This is a genomic window from Methylobacterium sp. WL69 (genome assembly GCF_008039485.1).
GTDB lineage: Bacteria > Pseudomonadota > Alphaproteobacteria > Rhizobiales > Beijerinckiaceae > Methylobacterium.
The window spans coordinates 1-16,086 of record NZ_VRUZ01000090.1 but is presented as its reverse complement, the minus strand read 5'-3'; the positions used below and the strand labels follow the sequence as shown (position 1 = coordinate 16,086).

The 16,086-nt window shown below is 70.3% G+C and carries 18 protein-coding genes and 1 pseudogene; 11 read left to right on the top strand and 8 right to left on the bottom strand.

Features of this window, described 5'->3' with window-relative positions:
* Window positions 1-96: 96 nt before the first annotated feature.
* The 4 genes and pseudogenes from FV218_RS18455 to croR form a co-directional block, all read right to left on the bottom strand.
* Window positions 97-489, bottom strand: a pseudogene (locus FV218_RS18455) (DUF2141 domain-containing protein); the annotation flags it as partial.
* Window positions 490-863: 374 nt separating this feature from the next.
* Window positions 864-2,456 carry a phytoene desaturase family protein gene (gene crtI / locus FV218_RS18450; RefSeq protein ID WP_147711033.1) on the bottom strand — a complete coding sequence of 531 codons (1,593 nt, stop codon included), beginning with the start codon at window positions 2,454-2,456 and terminating at the stop codon, window positions 864-866.
* Between the two features lie 136 nt (window positions 2,457-2,592).
* A complete protein-coding gene (locus FV218_RS18445) occupies window positions 2,593-3,339 on the bottom strand; it encodes an RNA methyltransferase (RefSeq protein ID WP_147711035.1) in 747 nt (248 codons plus the stop codon).
* Window positions 3,340-3,403: 64 nt separating this feature from the next.
* Complete coding sequence (gene croR, locus FV218_RS18440; RefSeq protein WP_056095440.1) at window positions 3,404-3,883, bottom strand: 3-hydroxybutyryl-CoA dehydratase; 480 nt, start codon at window positions 3,881-3,883, stop codon at window positions 3,404-3,406.
* Between the two features lie 237 nt (window positions 3,884-4,120).
* Between croR and FV218_RS18435 the strand changes: the two genes are divergently transcribed.
* From FV218_RS18435 to FV218_RS18420, 4 genes are all read left to right on the top strand, one after another.
* Window positions 4,121-4,546 (top strand): hypothetical protein, encoded by a 426-nt coding sequence (locus tag FV218_RS18435; RefSeq protein ID WP_147711032.1) that lies wholly within the window; start codon window positions 4,121-4,123, stop codon window positions 4,544-4,546.
* A gap of 88 nt (window positions 4,547-4,634) precedes the next feature.
* Window positions 4,635-5,231, top strand: coding sequence for a cation transporter (locus tag FV218_RS18430; RefSeq protein WP_147711031.1), 597 nt, complete (start codon window positions 4,635-4,637; stop codon window positions 5,229-5,231).
* Between the two features lie 4 nt (window positions 5,232-5,235).
* Entirely contained in the window at window positions 5,236-6,081 is an 846-nt protein-coding gene (locus FV218_RS18425; protein WP_147711030.1) for a metallophosphoesterase, read from the top strand.
* 57 nt (window positions 6,082-6,138) lie between these two features.
* On the top strand, window positions 6,139-6,360 hold the full coding sequence (locus FV218_RS18420) for a hypothetical protein (RefSeq protein ID WP_056095431.1): 222 nt from the start codon (window positions 6,139-6,141) through the stop codon (window positions 6,358-6,360).
* 297 nt (window positions 6,361-6,657) lie between these two features.
* Here FV218_RS18420 and FV218_RS18415 read toward each other — a convergent pair whose 3' ends face one another.
* The gene (locus FV218_RS18415; protein WP_056095427.1) at window positions 6,658-7,035 is read right to left on the bottom strand and encodes a 4a-hydroxytetrahydrobiopterin dehydratase; all 378 of its coding nucleotides are present in this window, start codon (window positions 7,033-7,035) and stop codon (window positions 6,658-6,660) included.
* Between the two features lie 179 nt (window positions 7,036-7,214).
* Here FV218_RS18415 and FV218_RS18410 point away from each other — a divergent pair, with 179 nt between their 5' ends.
* The 7 genes from FV218_RS18410 to FV218_RS18380 all read left to right on the top strand — a co-directional run bounded on the left by FV218_RS18410 (window position 7,215) and on the right by FV218_RS18380 (window position 14,360).
* Window positions 7,215-8,198: an ABC transporter substrate-binding protein gene (locus tag FV218_RS18410; RefSeq protein WP_147711029.1), complete on the top strand. Its 984-nt coding sequence runs from the start codon at window positions 7,215-7,217 to the stop codon at window positions 8,196-8,198.
* A 49-nt stretch (window positions 8,199-8,247) separates the two neighbouring features.
* Window positions 8,248-8,985: an ABC transporter permease subunit gene (locus FV218_RS18405; protein WP_147711028.1), complete on the top strand. Its 738-nt coding sequence runs from the start codon at window positions 8,248-8,250 to the stop codon at window positions 8,983-8,985.
* A complete protein-coding gene (locus tag FV218_RS18400) occupies window positions 8,966-9,721 on the top strand; it encodes an ATP-binding cassette domain-containing protein (protein WP_147711027.1) in 756 nt (251 codons plus the stop codon). The genes FV218_RS18405 and FV218_RS18400 overlap by 20 nt, the downstream gene beginning before the upstream one ends.
* Window positions 9,722-10,374: 653 nt before the next feature.
* Window positions 10,375-12,177, top strand: coding sequence for a lanthanide-dependent methanol dehydrogenase XoxF1 (gene xoxF1, locus FV218_RS18395; protein ID WP_056095415.1), 1,803 nt, complete (start codon window positions 10,375-10,377; stop codon window positions 12,175-12,177).
* 113 nt (window positions 12,178-12,290) lie between these two features.
* Window positions 12,291-12,932, top strand: coding sequence for a c-type cytochrome, methanol metabolism-related (locus FV218_RS18390; protein ID WP_056095798.1), 642 nt, complete (start codon window positions 12,291-12,293; stop codon window positions 12,930-12,932).
* Window positions 12,932-13,786 (top strand): rare earth element methanol dehydrogenase accessory protein XoxJ, encoded by an 855-nt coding sequence (gene xoxJ, locus FV218_RS18385; protein WP_147711026.1) that lies wholly within the window; start codon window positions 12,932-12,934, stop codon window positions 13,784-13,786. Before FV218_RS18390 ends, xoxJ begins: the two co-directional genes overlap by 1 nt.
* Window position 13,787: 1 nt before the next feature.
* Complete coding sequence (locus FV218_RS18380) at window positions 13,788-14,360, top strand: L,D-transpeptidase family protein (protein ID WP_147711025.1); 573 nt, start codon at window positions 13,788-13,790, stop codon at window positions 14,358-14,360.
* On the opposite strand, the gene folK is transcribed toward FV218_RS18380, so the two are convergent.
* The 3 genes from folK to folP are packed head-to-tail and all read right to left on the bottom strand — an operon-like array spanning window position 14,361 to window position 16,008.
* A complete protein-coding gene (gene folK, locus FV218_RS18375) occupies window positions 14,361-14,834 on the bottom strand; it encodes a 2-amino-4-hydroxy-6-hydroxymethyldihydropteridine diphosphokinase (RefSeq protein WP_147711034.1) in 474 nt (157 codons plus the stop codon).
* Window positions 14,835-14,860: 26 nt separating this feature from the next.
* Window positions 14,861-15,238 (bottom strand): dihydroneopterin aldolase, encoded by a 378-nt coding sequence (gene folB, locus FV218_RS18370; protein ID WP_147711024.1) that lies wholly within the window; start codon window positions 15,236-15,238, stop codon window positions 14,861-14,863.
* Window positions 15,235-16,008: a dihydropteroate synthase gene (folP, locus tag FV218_RS18365; RefSeq protein ID WP_187273099.1), complete on the bottom strand. Its 774-nt coding sequence runs from the start codon at window positions 16,006-16,008 to the stop codon at window positions 15,235-15,237. The genes folB and folP overlap by 4 nt, the downstream gene beginning before the upstream one ends.
* Window positions 16,009-16,086: the final 78 nt, after the last annotated feature.

Genomic DNA, 16,086 nt, shown 5'->3' with positions numbered 1-16,086 from the left:
GTGCCGACCACGGCGCCCCTCGCCACCTCCGGCGACGCCGCGTGATTTCTTTCCTGACCGACAGCTTCGACCGTCGGCACGTGTCCCCTTGCCATGGGGCAGGGCGCGGGTCAGGCGCAGGCGCAACGCCAGTCCGGGCTCGCGCACGGCGACCTGGGCGCGGGCGAAGTCCGGCCGGGCCGTGCGCTCGGACGGGCCGGAGAAGCCGTAGGGCTCGGTGGGCAGGCCGAGGCCGGTGCGGTCGAGGCGGCGGTTGCCGTTCTGATCCTGAAAGGCCGCCACCGCGTAGGTGCCGGGCGCGACATCCTCGAACACCACGCGCTGGCTCGGGCCGCGCACGGGCGCATCCTGGCCGATCCGGCACTCGGCCTCCGACAGGCCGCCCTGGCACAGGGCGACGTAGAGGGTGGACGGCACGGGTTCGATCCCGTCCACGGTCACCGCCACGGTGGCCGCGACGGCGGGACCGGCCGAGAAAAAAGCTACCAGACAGGCCGCAACCCGAAGGGCGCGTGCAACGGACCGAACGTGTTCGATCGCTGCGGATCGGGCAGCGACGACCGGCCCCCTTTCTTGGAAGGCAGGGCGATCGCAGATGGGTTCTCTCGGCGCTCGAACAGGACCCAAGAGGCTTCGAACACCCGCGACGGGCCCCCTCCCCTGTTTGGGAGAGGGTTGGGGTGAGGGTCGTGGACTCTCCGGAGACTTCGCACACCTCACCCTGTCCCTCTCCTTCCAGGAGAGGGGACCCGTGCTGCCCGCGAGATGGGTGACGACGAAAGCCGATGAACAGGAGGACCCGAGCCCTGCCCCATGGCAAGGGGACACGTGCCGACGGTCGAAGCTGTCGGTCAGGAAAGAAATCACGCGGCGTCGCCGGAGGTGGCGAGGGGCGCCGTGGTCGGCACGCCGGCGGCCTCGGCGCCGACGCGGCCCGCCGACAGCTCTTCGATGAGCAGGCGGGCGGTGATGCGGGCGCCCTCGTAGATCACCGGCAGGCCCGAGCCCGGATGGGTGCCGCCGCCGACGAGGTAGAGCCCCGGCCCGAAGCGGTTGTGCGGGCGGAAGTAGAGCATCTGCATGAGGTCGTGGGCGAGGTTGAAGGTGGCGCCCTCGTGGACGAAGAAATCGTCGCGCCACTCCGTCGGATCGACGATGCGCTCGTAACGGATGCGCTCCTCGATGTCCCCGAGGCCCAAGATCTTCAGGCGGTCGAGGACGAGGCGGCGATAGGTCGCCCGCGTGGTCGCCCAGTCGATGTCGGCCTTGAGGTTGGGGACCGGCACGAGGACGTAGAGGCTGGTATGGCCGGGCGGCGCCATGCCGCCATCGGTGAAGCCGGCATGCTGGACGTAGAGCGAGGGCTGCATCGGCAGGGTGCCGCCGGTGATCTCGCGGATGTTGCGGGCGTAATCCTCCGACAACAGGATGGTGTGATGGCCGAGGGCCTCCGGCGCCGGGCCCTCGATCCCGAGATAGAGCATGAAGGTCGAGCACGAGAGGCGCGCCTTGGCGATCTTGGCGTCGCGCCAGCGCGGGCGGTGGGTCTGGGGTACCAGATCCTTGATCACCTTGGCGAAATCGCCGTTGATCACCACCGCGTCGGCATGGATCGTCTCTCCGCCGCAGACGACGCCGGTGGCCTTTTTCCCCTCGAACAGCACCCGGTCGACGCTCGCGCCGAGGCGGATATCGACGCCCATGCGCCGGGCCAGGCCGGCCATGGCCTCCGAGACGGCGCCGCAGCCGCCGACGGGGTGATAGACCCCGTGCTCGTATTCGAGGAACGACAGGATGGTGAACAGGCTCGGGCACCGGAACGGCGACATGCCGAGGTATTTGGTCTGGAACGCGAAGGCGAGCCGCACGCGCGGGTCGGCGAAGTAGCGCTGCAGGTCCTTGTCGACGCTGCGCCCGGGATGGAGGTGGGGCAGGGCGGCGATCATCGCCGGGGAGGCCATGCTGCGCAGGGTGTGGAAGGCCTGCTCCAGAACCGGCTTGAAGAACTTCAGCTTGACCCGGTTGTCGGAAAAGAATTTCCGGACGTTCTTGGCGTCGTCCGGCGCGATGCGGGCGACCTCCGCCTCCAGGCGCGCCATGTCGTTGGTCGCCTGGATCGTGCCCGAGATGCCGCCGTTCTCCTCGAAGACGAGGTGGTATTGCGGATCGAGGCGCTCGAGCTTGACGTGGTCCTCGAGGCGCTCGCCGCAGGATTCGAAGATGTCGGCGAGAATCTGTGGATAGAGGAAGAAGGTCGGCCCGATGTCGAAGCGGTAGCCGCCCGGCGCCTCGACGGTCTTGGTCCGGCCGCCCACCGCCGGGTCCTTCTCCAGGAGCGTGACGTGGACGCCCGCGCGCGCCAGCAGCAGGGCGGTGGCGAGGCCGCCGGGACCGGCGCCGACGATGATGACCCGGCGTCCGGACAGGGTCCGCAAGCCATCCCGTGACTGCAGCAACGCTCACAACTCCCACTCAACGTTCCGGATCGCGGCCCCCTGGCCTGAACCGAAGTCTGCGACGCCCTGTACCGGACGGACCCGTGCAATCTTGAGCGTAGCACCGGGGAGGGCAAGAGCCACGGATTGTCGCGTGTCAGCCCAGGCGGTGCGCGGCGAGGTGGTGGAGGGCCAGGGCCCCGGCCGTGGCGACGTTGAGGGAATCGAAATCCGGCGCCATGGCGATCCGCACGGTCCGGGCCTGGGCCATGAGGGTCTGGGGCAGGCCGGGGCCTTCCGTGCCGAGGAGCAGGAGGGCGCGCGGCGGGGGCGCGAGGTCGGACAGGGTCTCGCGTCCGGCGGGGCTTAGGGCCAGGGGGACGAGGCCGTGGGCCGCGGCGAAGGCGAGAAGTGCCGCCCCGTCGGGCAGGCGCGCGAACGGCACCGTCAGCGCCGCGCCGGCCGAGACCCGGATCGCCTTGCGGTAGAGGGGGTCGCAGGCGGCGGCGTCGAGGAGCACGCCGTCGGCCCCGAAGGCGGCGGCATTGCGGAACAGGCCGCCGACATTGTCGTGGTTGGTCAGGCCGACGAGGCCGACGACGAGGGCGGGCGCCGGTGCGGGCGGCACCGCGAGGGCAACCTCCGCCCCGCGCAGACCGGCAGCCAGGACGCCGCGATGGATCGGAAAGCCCGCGATGGCGCTCATCACGGCCTTCTCGGCGACGTAGACCGGCACCGGCTCGGTCCGGGCCGTGAGGATGTCGGCCAGGCCCTCCACGCGCTCCGGCGACAGGAGAATCGACTCCAGCGAGAACCGCGCCCGCTCCGAGAGCATCACCCGCAAGGTGACCTCGCCCTCGACGATGAAGCGGCCCTCGCGGCCGACGAGGTCGCGCTCGCGCATGGCGGTGTAGGGCGCCAGACGCGGGTCGGCCGGATCGTCGATGGGGATCGGGGTCAAGCGCCGGTCAGGCGCTCGGCGGACGGCCGCCCATGCGGATGGCGAGGGGATCGGCCTCGGCCCTGGTCGGGACCTTCACCAGGGCCTCGCCGTCGAGGACGATCTCGCCGGCGACCGAGCAGGTGCACTTCAGGCGGGCGCGGCGGCGCTCGGGCACGAGCTCGGCCACCTCGACGGTCACCTGCACGGTGTCGCCGATGCGCACGGGCGCGCGGAAATTCAGGGTCTGGCTGATGTAGATGGCGCCGGGGCCGGGCAGGCGGGTGCCGAGCACCGCCGAGATCAGGCCGGCGGTGTAGAGGCCGTGGGCGATGCGGGTGCCGAACGGCGTGCGGGCGGCGAAGTGCTCGGACAGGTGGATCGGGTTGCGGTCGCCGGTGATCTCGGCGAAGCCGACCACGTCGGAGGACGAGATCTCCTTGTTGAGGGTCTCGGACAGGCCGACTTCGAGGTCCTCGAAATACAGGACGCGCAGTTCGGGCATCATGGGCAGTTCCCCCGTCTCGTTCGTGGCACGCGGGGATCGCCCGCGCTGACGGCGCGCCCGTTCGCCGCGCCGAAGATCCCTTTGTCGCCTCGCACAGGCGCGCGGCCAAATCCAGTCTCCGGCCGCGCGGAGGGAGGCCGGGGCCCGAGAGGCGTTGGGTACACAAGCGGCCGTTGGGTACAAATGGAACGGCCGTCTTCACGGGTTCGTGAACCCTCGTGCCATACACTGCCCGGCATGGCCGACCCAGACCTTTTTGCGCCCCGCCATGTCGGGGCGGCGCTCTCCCTCACGGGCCTCGTCGCCCTGATGACGAGCGAGGGAGCGCGACCCGACATCCTCGGCCTGGCCTGCGGCTGCCTCGCGGCATCCCTGGTCGCCTTCGCGGTGGACGCCTTCCACACGCCGAAACAGCCGCGGTCGCGCAAGGGCCACCGGGGCAGGGTGCGCCAGCCCGCGATGCCTGCGCCCGTGGCGGGCCAGTGGGAAACCGTGCCGGCCCGTTCGGCCCTGCCGCACGACCCACGGGTCCACCCGGCCCTGTCGGCCTCGGTCCGCATGAAGGGCGTCCCCCGGCCCGAGCCGGTGCCGCCGGTCGTGGCCGCCGTGCACCGGCGCGCCCTGAAGGACGTGCGCAACCGGCGCATCTCCCGCGGGAGCTGAACCGGTCGCGGGCCGCCCCCCTCGACGGGTCCGCCCTCGACAGGACGGCACGCATCGGCGATGAGGCGCCGGCTACGAGGACCGCACCGTGACCCAGCCCGCCCCCGCGCTCCGCCCCGTCGTCGCCCGGGTCGCGGGTCTGAACCTCGGCTTCTTCGGCATCGAGATCGCCGTGGCGCTCGCCATCGGCTCCATCGCCCTCATCGCCGACAGCCTCGACTTCCTCGAGGACGCGGCCATCAACCTCCTCATCTTCGCCGGCATCGGCTGGAGCGTACGCAACCGCGCCCGCCTCGGCATGGTGCTGGCCGGCATCCTGGTGATCCCGGGCCTCGCCACCGCCTACGCGGCCTGGCAGAAATTCTCGGACCTGACGCCGCCCGCCCCCCTGGCGCTGACCCTCACGGGCCTCGCGGCGCTGGCCGTCAACCTCGCCTGCGCCGCCATGCTGACGCGCCACCGCGACGGCGGCGGCAGCCTGACCCGGGCGGCCTACCTCTCGGCCCGCAACGACGCCTACGCCAACCTCGCCATCATCGCCGCCGGCCTGCTCACCGCCCTGACCCTGTCGCCCTGGCCCGACCTCGTCGCGGCCGCCGGCATCGCGATCCTCAACGCGGACTCGGCCGGCGACATCCTCCGGGCGGCCCGCGCGGAATGGCGCGCGGCGAACGCGATCTCCTGACCCCATGCGCCTCTTTCCGATCTCCGACCTGCACCTCGAGCGCCGCCGCCTCGACGTGATCCCGCCGCCGCGCCCGCCCTTCGACGTGCTGGCCTGCGCCGGCGACCTGTGGGAGGGCCATCCCGAGCGGGGCCTGGCCGCCATCGTGGCCCTGGCGCAGGGGCGGCCCATCGTCCTGGTGCCGGGCAACCACGAGCGCTACGCCCCCACCGGCGACGGCCGCACCGCGCCCGAGCTCCTCGCCGCCCTGGAGGCCGAGGTGACGCGCCTCAACGGGGCGGGGCACACGATCCACCTGCTCCAGGCGGGCGCCGCCGTGATCCGCGACGGCGTGCGCTTCGTCGGCACCACCCTGTGGAGCGACTGGCGCCTCGCCGGGCGCTGGCTCACGGACGGCACGACCGACCGGCCCGCCGATCCCGTGGCCTACGCCGCCGCGCGCATGACCGACCCCGTCACGGGCTCGCGCGAGTTCCGCGGCGCCATCCGCAACGGCGACGGCTCGGTCTGGTCGCCGGCGGACGCCATGGCGGCCCATGGGCGGGAGCGCGCGGCCCTGGTCGCCGCCCTGTCGGTCCCGCACGAGGGCCCGACGGTGTGCCTCACCCACCACCCCGCCGGCACGGCGGCGGCGGACGCGTTTCGCGGGGCGCCGGGCGTGCCGTGGTGGCTGCCGGCGTTCTACGCCACCACGGTGCTGGACGACCTGCCCGACGCCGTCCGGCCCGACCTGTGGATCTCGGGGCACTTCCACGCGGCGCACGACCTGCGGGTCGGGCGCACCCGCTGGGTCGCCAACCCCGTGGAGGGCAAGACCTTCTCGCCCGACACGATCCTGGAGGTCGGCTGAAACCCGGACCCGGCGCGGCGCGTACCCTGAGACGCACGTGAGAACCGGAGCCCGCCCGTGAACGCCTTCATCGCCGTCGTCCTCGTCTGCGCCAACGGCATCCCCATCGAGGCCTGCACCGACGAGACGGCGAGCGAGGTCCGCAAGGTCCGCGTCACCAACGAGCTCGGCTGCACCAACGGCTGGCAGGAGATCATCGCCCGCACGGACCTGCGCGACGAAATCGGCAAGACCAGCTACCTCAAGACCGAGTGCCGCCGGGTGAAGGGGGCCGAGTGATCACGCTCCGATCGATGAGCGGAGCTGGGACCATCACGCCCACGCGGCGTCCGAGCGAGGCCCGAACCCGCTGTCCCGACGGGAACAGACGGATTCGGTAGGAGCCGCGCCCTTCCCCGGACGGGCGCAGCGCAGCGGAGCCCGATCCGGGGGCCAGCACAGGGAGCCGCGAAGCGTCCGCGATCTCAGCGCCGGTCGGATCGAACCGCTGACGGGTCCTTCGCGCGCTGGGTCCCGGATCACCTTCCGCTGCGCTCCAGGCGTCCGGGAAAGGGGGGCGGGAGCCGGGCCGATCGATCACTTCTCGTGCTTGATATAGGCGAAGCGCGGGTCCGTGGGCGTACCCTCCAGGGCGCCGCCCTCGGTGCCGGGCTGCCAGCCCACCACCTCCTCGATCTTCCGCGCCAGGGCGAAATCCTTCTCGGTGACGCCCTTGGCGGCGTGGTTGGTCAGGCGGACCTCGACCCAGGCATAGGAGGCCGTGAGGTCGGGGTGGTGCCAGGCGGCCTCCGCCAGATGCCCCACGGTGTTGATGACCATGAGGGTGCTCTTCCAGCCGGCGGTCTTGTAGGTGCGCTTGATCCAGCCGTCCTCCAGGCGCCAGGCCGGCAGTTCGGTCTTGAGGCGCGCCTCGATGGTGGCGTCGTCGAGGACGCCGTCGCGCGGTTCGGCCATGGTCGGATCTCCCGTTGCCCGGCCCCATCGGCCGGGTCCCGCCGGCGACCCTGCGACGGGCCGGGACGCCGCGCAAGATCGCGGGCCGTTTCGCCTCAGGGCGGGGGCGGCCGCGCCGGTGGACGGCCGAACCGGGACATTCTATTGAGACTCTCAACAGAATAAGGGAGGGACCGCCTATGCTGTCACGGCGCGGATTGCTCGCGACGGCGGCGTGGCTGCCCCTGGCCGGCCGCTCGGCCCATGCGAGCGCCCCGAGGGTCTCGGTGGGAAGCCTGCCCTTCGGCACGGTCTCGTGGGAGGCCGCCTTGATCAAGGCGCGCGGCCTCGACGCGGCCCACGGCTTCACCCTCGACGTCGTCAAGCTCGCCGGCAACGACGCCGCCCGCATCGCCTTCCAGGGCGGTCAGGTCGACACCATCGTGGGCGACCTGCTCTGGGCGGCCCGCCTCGGCAACGAGGGGCGGAGCATGCGGTTCTTCCCGTACTCCACCACCGAGGGCTCGCTGATGGTGCCGGGCAACAGCCCCATCGCCACCCTCAAGGACCTCAAGGGCAAGCGCCTCGGCGTCGCCGGCGGACCCCTGGACAAGAACTGGCTGCTGCTCAAGGCCCAGGCCCGGGACACCGCCGGCCTCGACCTCGAGACCGAGGCCACCATCGCGTTCGGGGCGCCGCCCCTGTTGGCGCTCAAGCTGGAGCAGGGCGAGCTCGATGCCGGGCTCCTGTACTGGACCTATTGCGCCCGCCTGGAGCCCAAGGGCTTCCGCCGCCTCATCGGTTCCGACGACATCATGCGGGCCTTCGGCGCCACGGGCTCCATGGCGCTCATCGGCTACCTGTTCGCGGGCGAGACCCTCGGGGCCAAGCCCGAGGCGGTGGCCGGCTTCACCCGCGCCTCGAAGGCGGCCAAGGACATGCTCGCCCAGGACGCCTCGGCCTGGGACGTGGTCCGCCCCCTCATGGCGGCGGAGGACGAAGCGACCTTCGAAGCCCTCAAGCGCGACTTCCTCGCGGGCATCCCGCGCCGGCCCCTGGCCGTGGAGCGCGCCGACGGCGAGCGCCTCTACGGCGTGCTGGCCCGCCTCGGCGGCGAACGCCTCGTCGGCACCGGCACCACCCTGCCGCCGGGCCTGTATTACGACGGCACCGCCAATGGCTGACGGGGCCCGCGCCCCGGCGCATTTCTAGTCCATGGGGTCCGTCTAGCCCATGGGGTTCGCCACCCGTCTCGTCTCGGTCCTCGTCCTGCTGGCCGGGTGGCAGGCCGCCGCCGTCGCCGCCGGCTCGCGGCTGCTGCCGGCGCCCCTGGCGATCCTGGCCTTCATCCGGAGCGAATGGGCCTCGGGCGACCTGTGGTGGAACGTCGGCATCACCCTTGCCCGGGTGGGCGTCTCCTTCGTGCTCGCCATGGTGCTCGGCGTGCTGCTGGGCATCGCGCTGGGGCGGTCGCGCCGCCTCAACCTCGTCCTCGACACGCCGCTCCTCATCCTCCTGAACACCCCGGCCCTGGTCATCACCGTGCTGGCCTACATCTGGGTCGGCCTCAACGAGGGCGCGGCGGTTCTGGCCGTGGTGCTCAACAAGCTGCCCAACGTGGCGGTGATCCTGCGCGAGGGTGCGCGCGGCCTCGACCCGCAGCTCGAGGAGATGGCCCGGACCTACCGCTTCGACCGCCGCACCTGGATCGCCCACGTGCTGGTGCCCCAGCTCCAGCCCTTCGCCGTGGCGGCCGCCCGCTCGGGCCTGTCGCTCGCCTGGAAGATCGTCCTGGTGATCGAGCTGCTGGGCCGCCCCAACGGGGTCGGGTTCGCCATCAACTACTACTTCGTCCAGAGCCTGAACGTGGCGGCCATCGTCGGCTACAGCATCGTGTTCATGAGCGTGATGATCGCCATCGACATCCTGATCCTCCAGCGCCTCGAAGCCCATGTGCGACGCTGGCGATAACGCCGCCGCGGGAGCGGCCCTCACGGTCGACATCCGCGCGAAGGTCTACGGCGCCGGCGGCCCCGAGCCGGTCGCCGCCGTGCGCGGCCTCGCCTTCACCGTCCGGGCGAAGGAGATCACCTGCCTCATCGGCCCCTCGGGGGCGGGCAAGACCACGACCCTGCGCATCCTGCTCGGCCTCGACACCGCCTACGACGGCAGCGTGACCCCCGATCCGGCGGCCGCCGGCATCGCCATGGTGTTCCAGGAGCCGCGCCTGCTGCCGTGGCGCAGCGTCGAGCAGAACGTGCGCCTCGCCCTGCCGCGCCCGGCGCGCGGCCGCGATCTCGAAGCCCTGTTCGAGTCCCTCGGCCTGACCCCGTGGCGGCGGCGCTATCCCGGCGCCTTGTCGCTGGGCATGGCTCGGCGCGTCGCCCTGGCCCGCGCCCTCGCCCAGGCGCCCCGCATCCTCGTCCTCGACGAACCGTTCGTCTCCCTCGACGACGCCTCGGCGGCGGCCCTGCGCGCCCTCGTGGTCGGCAGCGTCACCGGCACCGGGATGGGCGTCCTGATGGTGACCCACAACGTCGCCGAGGCCATCGCCATCGCCGACCGCCTCGTCCTCGTCTCGGCCCGGCCGGCGAGCCTCGTCGCCACGGTGCCCCTCGGCCGGCCGCGGGACATGCGCGACCGGGCCTGGACCGACGCGACCAGGGCCGACCTCGCGGCGCGCTACCCCGGAATCATCGCCGTCTGAGCGGACGGGACCCGTCCCGGGCGCGTCCGTCCCCGAGAAACGGCGGGACGGCGCGATGCGGCGAGACAACGCATCATCGCCAGAAGCTGCCGATCCCGCCGATTCCGCCGCCGCCCGATCGCGCGGCCGCGGCAAAGTGCTGATGCATTATCCTGCTTACGCTCGACGGCGCTCAAACTGAAATACCAAATACCAAGACACACGCAGCCAGGAGCCGGCGTCTACGGGGAGGCAAGTCCGGATCCACGCAAAACCATGCGCTCCGCACATAGGATAGCGCCAGATCGATAAAACCATTTGAAGACGGATTGGTGATTTTTGCACCGCACCATGGTTTGCAATGCAGCATTAGCCTGCGATTCACCAAGGTCACGTCCGGCTGAGCTTCGGCCTAGCCTCATGAAGCCCACAGAATGCGAGTTGACGGGCCGGGAATTTTTCTTAGAGTTCATTCAAGCTTCGGTTTCGAGGGGCGCCGCAAAGGGATAGCGGCCCTCGGCCTGGAGGAGCGGAACGGAACCTCACGGTTTTGTCCGATTCCTCCGCCCGCTACGGAAGCGCACCCTGTCCCTGTCGCAAACAGCAGGTCGCACCGACAGACGCAGATCGAGAGATACGCGGATGCCAGGTGTCAAGACTTGTCGGAGGAATGCATGAGAGCGGTTCACCTTCTCGCCCTGGGCGCCGGCCTGGTGGCTTCTGCCCCGGCCCTCGCCAACGAAGACGTCCTGAAGCGCACGGCCAACCCGGCCGAGCAGGTCCTTCAGACCGTCGATTACGGCAACACCCGCTATTCGAAGCTCGACCAGATCAACGCCAGCAACGTCAAGCAGCTTCAGGTGGCCTGGACGTTCTCGACCGGCGTTCTGCGCGGCCATGAGGGCTCGCCCCTCGTCGTCGGCAACATGATGTATGTCCACACCCCCTTCCCGAACATCGTCTACGCCCTCGACCTCGACAAGGACGGCGTGATCGTCTGGAAGTACGAGCCCAAGCAGGACCCGAGCGTCATCCCGGTCATGTGCTGCGACACGGTCAACCGTGGTCTCGCCTACGCCGATGGCAACATCATCCTGCACCAGGCCGACACCACCCTGGTGTCGCTGGACGCCAAGTCCGGCAAGGTGAACTGGTCCGTCGCCAACGGCGACCCCAAGAAGGGTGAGACCAACACCGCCACCGTCCTGCCCGTGAAGGACAAGATCATCGTCGGCATCTCCGGCGGCGAGTTCGGCGTGCAGGGCCACGTCACCGCATACGACGCCAAGACCGGCAAGAAGGTCTGGCGCGGCTACTCCGTCGGCACCGACGAGCAGATGATCATTGACGGCGAGAAGACCACCTCGCTCGGCAAGCCCGTCGGCAAGGATTCCTCGGTGAAGACCTGGGAAGGCGACCAGTGGAAGACCGGCGGCGGAAGCACCTGGGGCTGGTTCTCCTACGATCCGAAGCTGGACCTCGTTTACTACGGCACCGGCAACCCCTCGACCTGGAACCCCAAGCAGCGTCCGGGCGACAACAAGTGGTCGATGACCATTTTCGCGCGTAACCCCGACACCGGCATGACCAAGTGGGTCTATCAGATGACCCCCCACGACGAGTGGGATTACGATGGCATCAACGAGATGATCCTCACGGATCAGAAGGTTGACGGCAAGGATCGTCCGCTCCTCACGCACTTCGACCGTAACGGCTTCGGCTACACCCTCGATCGCGCCACCGGCGAGCTCCTGGTCGCCGAGAAGTTCGATCCGGTGGTGAACTGGGCCTCCAAGGTCGACATGGACAAGGGCTCGAAGACCTACGGTCGTCCGCTCGTCCAGGCCAAGTACTCCACCGAGCAGAACGGTGAGGATACCAACTCCAAGGGTATCTGCCCCGCCGCTCTCGGCACCAAGGATCAGCAGCCTGCGGCGTTCTCGCCGAAGACCCAGCTGTTCTACGTCCCCACCAACCACGTTTGCATGGACTACGAGCCGTTCCGGGTGTCCTACACCCCGGGCCAGCCCTACGTCGGCGCGACGCTGGCCATGTACCCGGCCCCCAACAGCCACGGCGGCATGGGCAACTTCATCGCCTGGGACAACATCGGTGGTAAGATCAAGTGGTCGAACGCCGAGCAGTTCTCGGTCTGGTCGGGCGCCCTCGCCACCGCCGGTGACGTGGTGTTCTACGGCACCCTCGAAGGCTTCCTGAAGGCCGTCGATGCCAAGACCGGCAAGGAGCTCTACAAGTTCAAGACCCCGTCGGGCATCATCGGCAACGTGATGACCTACCAGCACAAGGGCAAGCAGTTCGTCGGCATCCTGTCGGGTGTCGGTGGCTGGGCCGGCATCGGCCTCGCGGCCGGCCTGACCGACCCGAACGCCGGTCTCGGCGCGGTGGGTGGCTACGCCGCCCTCTCGAACTACACCAACCTCGGCGGTCAGCTGACCGTGTTCGCGCTCCCGAACTAATCGGTCGCACGAAGCTTTGAAGGTTAGGGTGCCGGCGCGGGTTTCCGCGCCGGCACCTTTATGATTAGGTCCTTATCAAGAACAATTCGAACATCGGTCCCACGGGCCGATGGATGCTCCTGGGAGAAACGTCGTTGCAGTACCAAAGCAAAGCCGCCATCCGTCCGCTCGTGGCCGCCCTCGTGTTCGCGCTCGCCTCCACTGCCGCCGTTCAGGCGCAGGACGCCAAGCCCGCCGAGGCCAAGCCCGCTGATGCCGCGGTGACCAACCAGCTCGATCCCAATGCGCCCGACAAGGACGCCAAGCTGCTCGACAAGTATCAGGCGGTGAAGGTCGAGGACGGCAAGTACTTCGATAAGGACGGCGCCCCGACCTACCACATCACCAACGACGGCAAGAAGTTCGACTGGTACGCCTATTCGGGCTACCGCCGCTATCACGCCGAGTGCCACGTCTGCCACGGCCCCGACGCCATGGGCTCGACCTACGCGCCCGCCCTCAAGGACTCGCTCAAGCGTATCTCCTACGAGGAGTTCATCGGCATCATCGCCGGCGGCAAGCAGGACGTCAGCGCGGCCGGCACCAACGTCATGCCCGCCTTCGGCGATAATAAAAACGTCATGTGCTACGCCGACGACCTCTACACCTACCTGAAGGCCCGTGCCTCCGGCGCCATGCCGCGCGTGCGCCCGACGGACAAGGAAGAGAAGCCCGAGGCCGCCAAGAAGGCCGAGAAGGAGTGCCTGGGCGGCTGATGACCCGCACAGGCTTGACCACCGGCCTCGCCCTCGCGCTCCTGCTCACCGCAGCAGGGGCGCGACCCGCGTTGGCGCAATCGCTGCCAGATCTCGTCACCACGGACACCCTGCGCGTCTGCGGCGACCCGGGCAACATGCCGTTCTCCCAGCGCAAGGAGGACGGGTTCGAGAACCGGATCGCGGCGATCATCGCCGAAGAGCTCAAGGTCAAGGTCCGCTACTACTGGCTGACCCAGGGCCCCGGCTTCGTCCGCAACACCCTCGGCACCGGCCTGTGCGACCTCATCATGGGATCGGCATCGGGCGGCGAGCTCGTGCAGCACACCAACCCGTACTACCGCTCGGCCTACACCCTGGTGACGCGCTCGGGCGAGCTCGACGGGGTGACGCGCCTCGACGATCCCCGCCTCAAGGGCAAGGCCATCGGCGTCATCGGCGGCACGCCGCCGGTGAACCGCATGGGGGAACTCGGCCTCGTCAGTTCGATGAAGGCCTACGCGCCCTACCAGCTCGATCCGGCCCGCAAGCACCAGACCATCGCGGCCGAGGCCATCGCGGATCTGGCCGAGAAGCGGGTCGACGCGGCCATCCTGTGGGGGCCGGCCGCCGGCTGGCTCGCCAAGCAGAGCGGCGTGCCGATGACGGTCGTGCCGCTCCTCGAAGAGCCCGACCGGCCGCCCCTGACCTTCCGCATCGCCCTCGGGGTGCGGATGGAGGAAAACGACTGGAAGCGGTCCCTCAACACCATCCTGCGCAAGCGCCGCACCGACATCGAGAAGGTCCTGCGCGACTTCGACGTGCCGCTCCTCGAAGAGGAAGGCAACAAGCTCCTCGAAGCGCCGAAACCCTGACATGGCGGCCACGCGGCTGCGGCGAGGCCCACGGGGGCGGCGGTGGATCGGGTCCATCGCCGCCCTCGTCGTTCTCGGCTTCTTCGGGCTCGCCCTGGTCGATCAGCGGCAATGGGCCCGCGTCGAGCCGGACCTCGTCGCGGCGCCGGAGCGGGCCGACCGCATCCTCGTCGAGAAGGCCGCGCGGCGCCTGACGCTGCTGCGCGAGGGCAGGGTGCTCGCCATTTATCCGGTCTCCCTCGGTTTCTCGCCCGTGGGCCAGAAGGCGCGCGAGGGCGACGGCCGGACGCCGGAGGGGGTCTACGCCATCGCCTATCGCAATCCGCGCAGTGTCGCCCACCTGTCCCTGAAGGTGTCCTACCCGACGCCGGAGCAGGCGGCCCAAGCGTCAGCGGAGGGCCGTGAGCCGGGCGGCGACATCATGATCCACGGCCTGCTCAACGGCCTGTCCTGGCTCGGCCCCCTGCATCGGCTGGTCGATTGGACCAACGGGTGCGTCGGCGTCACCAATGCCGAGATGGCGGCGATCTACGCCCGGGTCGACGTCGGGACTCCGGTGGAGATCAGGCCCTGATCAGACGGGCTCGATCCCCGTGGCGTCGAGCTTGGCCAGGGCCTGCGCCACGGTCTCGGGGCCGATGACGAGGTCGGGGGAGATCTCGGCGAGCGGCACCAGCACGAAGGCACGCTCGCGCACGAACCGGTGCGGCAGGACCAAGCGCTCGTCGGCGATGGTGGCGCCGGCATAGGACAGCACGTCGATGTCGATGACGCGGGGTCCCCAGCGGCGCTCGCGCACCCGGCCCATGGCGGTCTCGATGGCGAGGCCCGCCTCCAGCAGGTCGTGGGGCGAGAGCGAGGTCTCGACGCCCAGCGCCGCGTTGAGGAACCAGTCCTGATCGGTGTCGCCCCAGGGCGGGGTGCGGTAATCGGCCGAGCGCGCGGTGATGCGGATGCCCGGCGTCACCGCAAGGCGCGCCACCGCCTCGGCCAGGGTCGCGGCCTTGTCGCCGATGTTGGAGCCCAGGCCGAGATAGGCGGCGTTCATGCGGGCCGCGGTGCTGGGGGGAGCGGTCACGCCCCGGCCCCGGTCCGGTGCCGGGTGATGACGATGGCGACGCCCTCGATCACCGCCGGCACCGGCGCGCTCGGCTTGTCGACCCGCACGCGCACGCTCCGGATCGGGGCGTGGGCCGCCAGGATCTCGGCCGCGATGGCCTCGGCCACGGCCTCGATGAGGGCGAAGCGCCGCTGCGTCGCGATCCGGGTGACGATCTCGGTGAGATCGGCGTAGCTCACGGTGTGGGCGACGTCGTCGGAGCGGCCGGCGGGGGCGAGGTCGAGGCGGCAGTCGAGGGAGATGTAGAAGCGCTGCCCGAGGCGCGCTTCCTCCTCCAGCAGGCCGTGATAGGCGAAGACCGCGATGCGCTGGACGAGGATGCGGTCGCTCATGCGCCGCGCCCCATCACGGCATCCACCACCCGGAGGGCGTCGACATGGGGGGCGACGTCGTGGACCCGGACGATCCCCGCGCCGAGGGTCGCGGCCAGGACGTGGCTCGCCACCGAGCCGAACAGGCGGTCCACGGGCTTCGTCTCCGTGTTGTGCAGGCGGCCGAGCAGGGATTTTCGCGAGACGCCGACGAGGACCGGAAAGCCGAGGGCGACGATCTCGGGGAGCCGCCGCAGGGCTTCGAGGTGCTGCTCCCAGCTCTTGCCGAAGCCGATGCCGGGATCGAGGACGATGTCGGCGTCGCGGATGCCGGCGTGCCGGGCGATGGCGAGGGACCGCTCGAAGAAGCGCAGCATGTCGGCGACGATGTCGATCTCGGGCTCGATGGTCTCGCGGTTGTGCATCACCATCACGGGCGCGCCGTGATCGGCGGCCACGTGGGCGATGTCGGGCTCGCGCTGCAGGCCCCAGACGTCGTTGACGATGCGCGCCCCGGCTTCCAGGGCCACCCGGGCGGTGGCGGCCTTGTAGGTGTCGACGGAGATCGGCACGGGCAGGTGGCGGGCGAGGTCGCGGATCACCGGCAGGATGCGGGCCTGCTCGTCCTCCGCCGAGACGGGGGTGTGGCCGGGCCGGGTCGATTCCCCGCCGATGTCGATGAGGGCCGCGCCCTCGGCCACCAGGGTCTCGGCCTGCGCACGGGCGGGTCCGGGGTCGGCGAAGCGCCCGCCGTCGGAGAAGGAATCCGGCGTGACGTTGAGGATGCCCATCACGAGCACGCGCTGCCCGAGATCGGGCAGCAGGGTCTGCAGGGTCGAGGGAGGAGGGGGCACGGGGGCTCTATCGGG

What these genes read in the sequence shown, in the direction of transcription:
- FV218_RS18445 (WP_147711035.1), bottom strand. Translation starts at nt 3,339, where the DNA reads ATGCGCGAGCGCGACCTCGTCGGCCGCGAGGGCCGCTTCATCGTCGAG.
- croR (WP_056095440.1), bottom strand. Translation starts at nt 3,883, where the DNA reads ATGATGCCCGAACTGCGCGTCCTGTATTTCGAGGACCTCGAAGTCGGC.
- FV218_RS18435 (WP_147711032.1), top strand. Translation starts at nt 4,121, where the DNA reads ATGGCCGACCCAGACCTTTTTGCGCCCCGCCATGTCGGGGCGGCGCTC.
- FV218_RS18425 (WP_147711030.1), top strand. Translation starts at nt 5,236, where the DNA reads ATGCGCCTCTTTCCGATCTCCGACCTGCACCTCGAGCGCCGCCGCCTC.
- FV218_RS18415 (WP_056095427.1), bottom strand. Translation starts at nt 7,035, where the DNA reads ATGGCCGAACCGCGCGACGGCGTCCTCGACGACGCCACCATCGAGGCG.
- FV218_RS18410 (WP_147711029.1), top strand. Translation starts at nt 7,215, where the DNA reads ATGCTGTCACGGCGCGGATTGCTCGCGACGGCGGCGTGGCTGCCCCTG.
- FV218_RS18405 (WP_147711028.1), top strand. Translation starts at nt 8,248, where the DNA reads ATGGGGTTCGCCACCCGTCTCGTCTCGGTCCTCGTCCTGCTGGCCGGG.
- FV218_RS18400 (WP_147711027.1), top strand. Translation starts at nt 8,966, where the DNA reads ATGTGCGACGCTGGCGATAACGCCGCCGCGGGAGCGGCCCTCACGGTC.
- xoxF1 (WP_056095415.1), top strand. Translation starts at nt 10,375, where the DNA reads ATGAGAGCGGTTCACCTTCTCGCCCTGGGCGCCGGCCTGGTGGCTTCT.
- FV218_RS18390 (WP_056095798.1), top strand. Translation starts at nt 12,291, where the DNA reads ATGCTCCTGGGAGAAACGTCGTTGCAGTACCAAAGCAAAGCCGCCATC.
- xoxJ (WP_147711026.1), top strand. Translation starts at nt 12,932, where the DNA reads ATGACCCGCACAGGCTTGACCACCGGCCTCGCCCTCGCGCTCCTGCTC.
- FV218_RS18380 (WP_147711025.1), top strand. Translation starts at nt 13,788, where the DNA reads ATGGCGGCCACGCGGCTGCGGCGAGGCCCACGGGGGCGGCGGTGGATC.
- folK (WP_147711034.1), bottom strand. Translation starts at nt 14,834, where the DNA reads ATGAACGCCGCCTATCTCGGCCTGGGCTCCAACATCGGCGACAAGGCC.
- folB (WP_147711024.1), bottom strand. Translation starts at nt 15,238, where the DNA reads ATGAGCGACCGCATCCTCGTCCAGCGCATCGCGGTCTTCGCCTATCAC.
- folP (WP_187273099.1), bottom strand. Translation starts at nt 16,008, where the DNA reads ATGGGCATCCTCAACGTCACGCCGGATTCCTTCTCCGACGGCGGGCGC.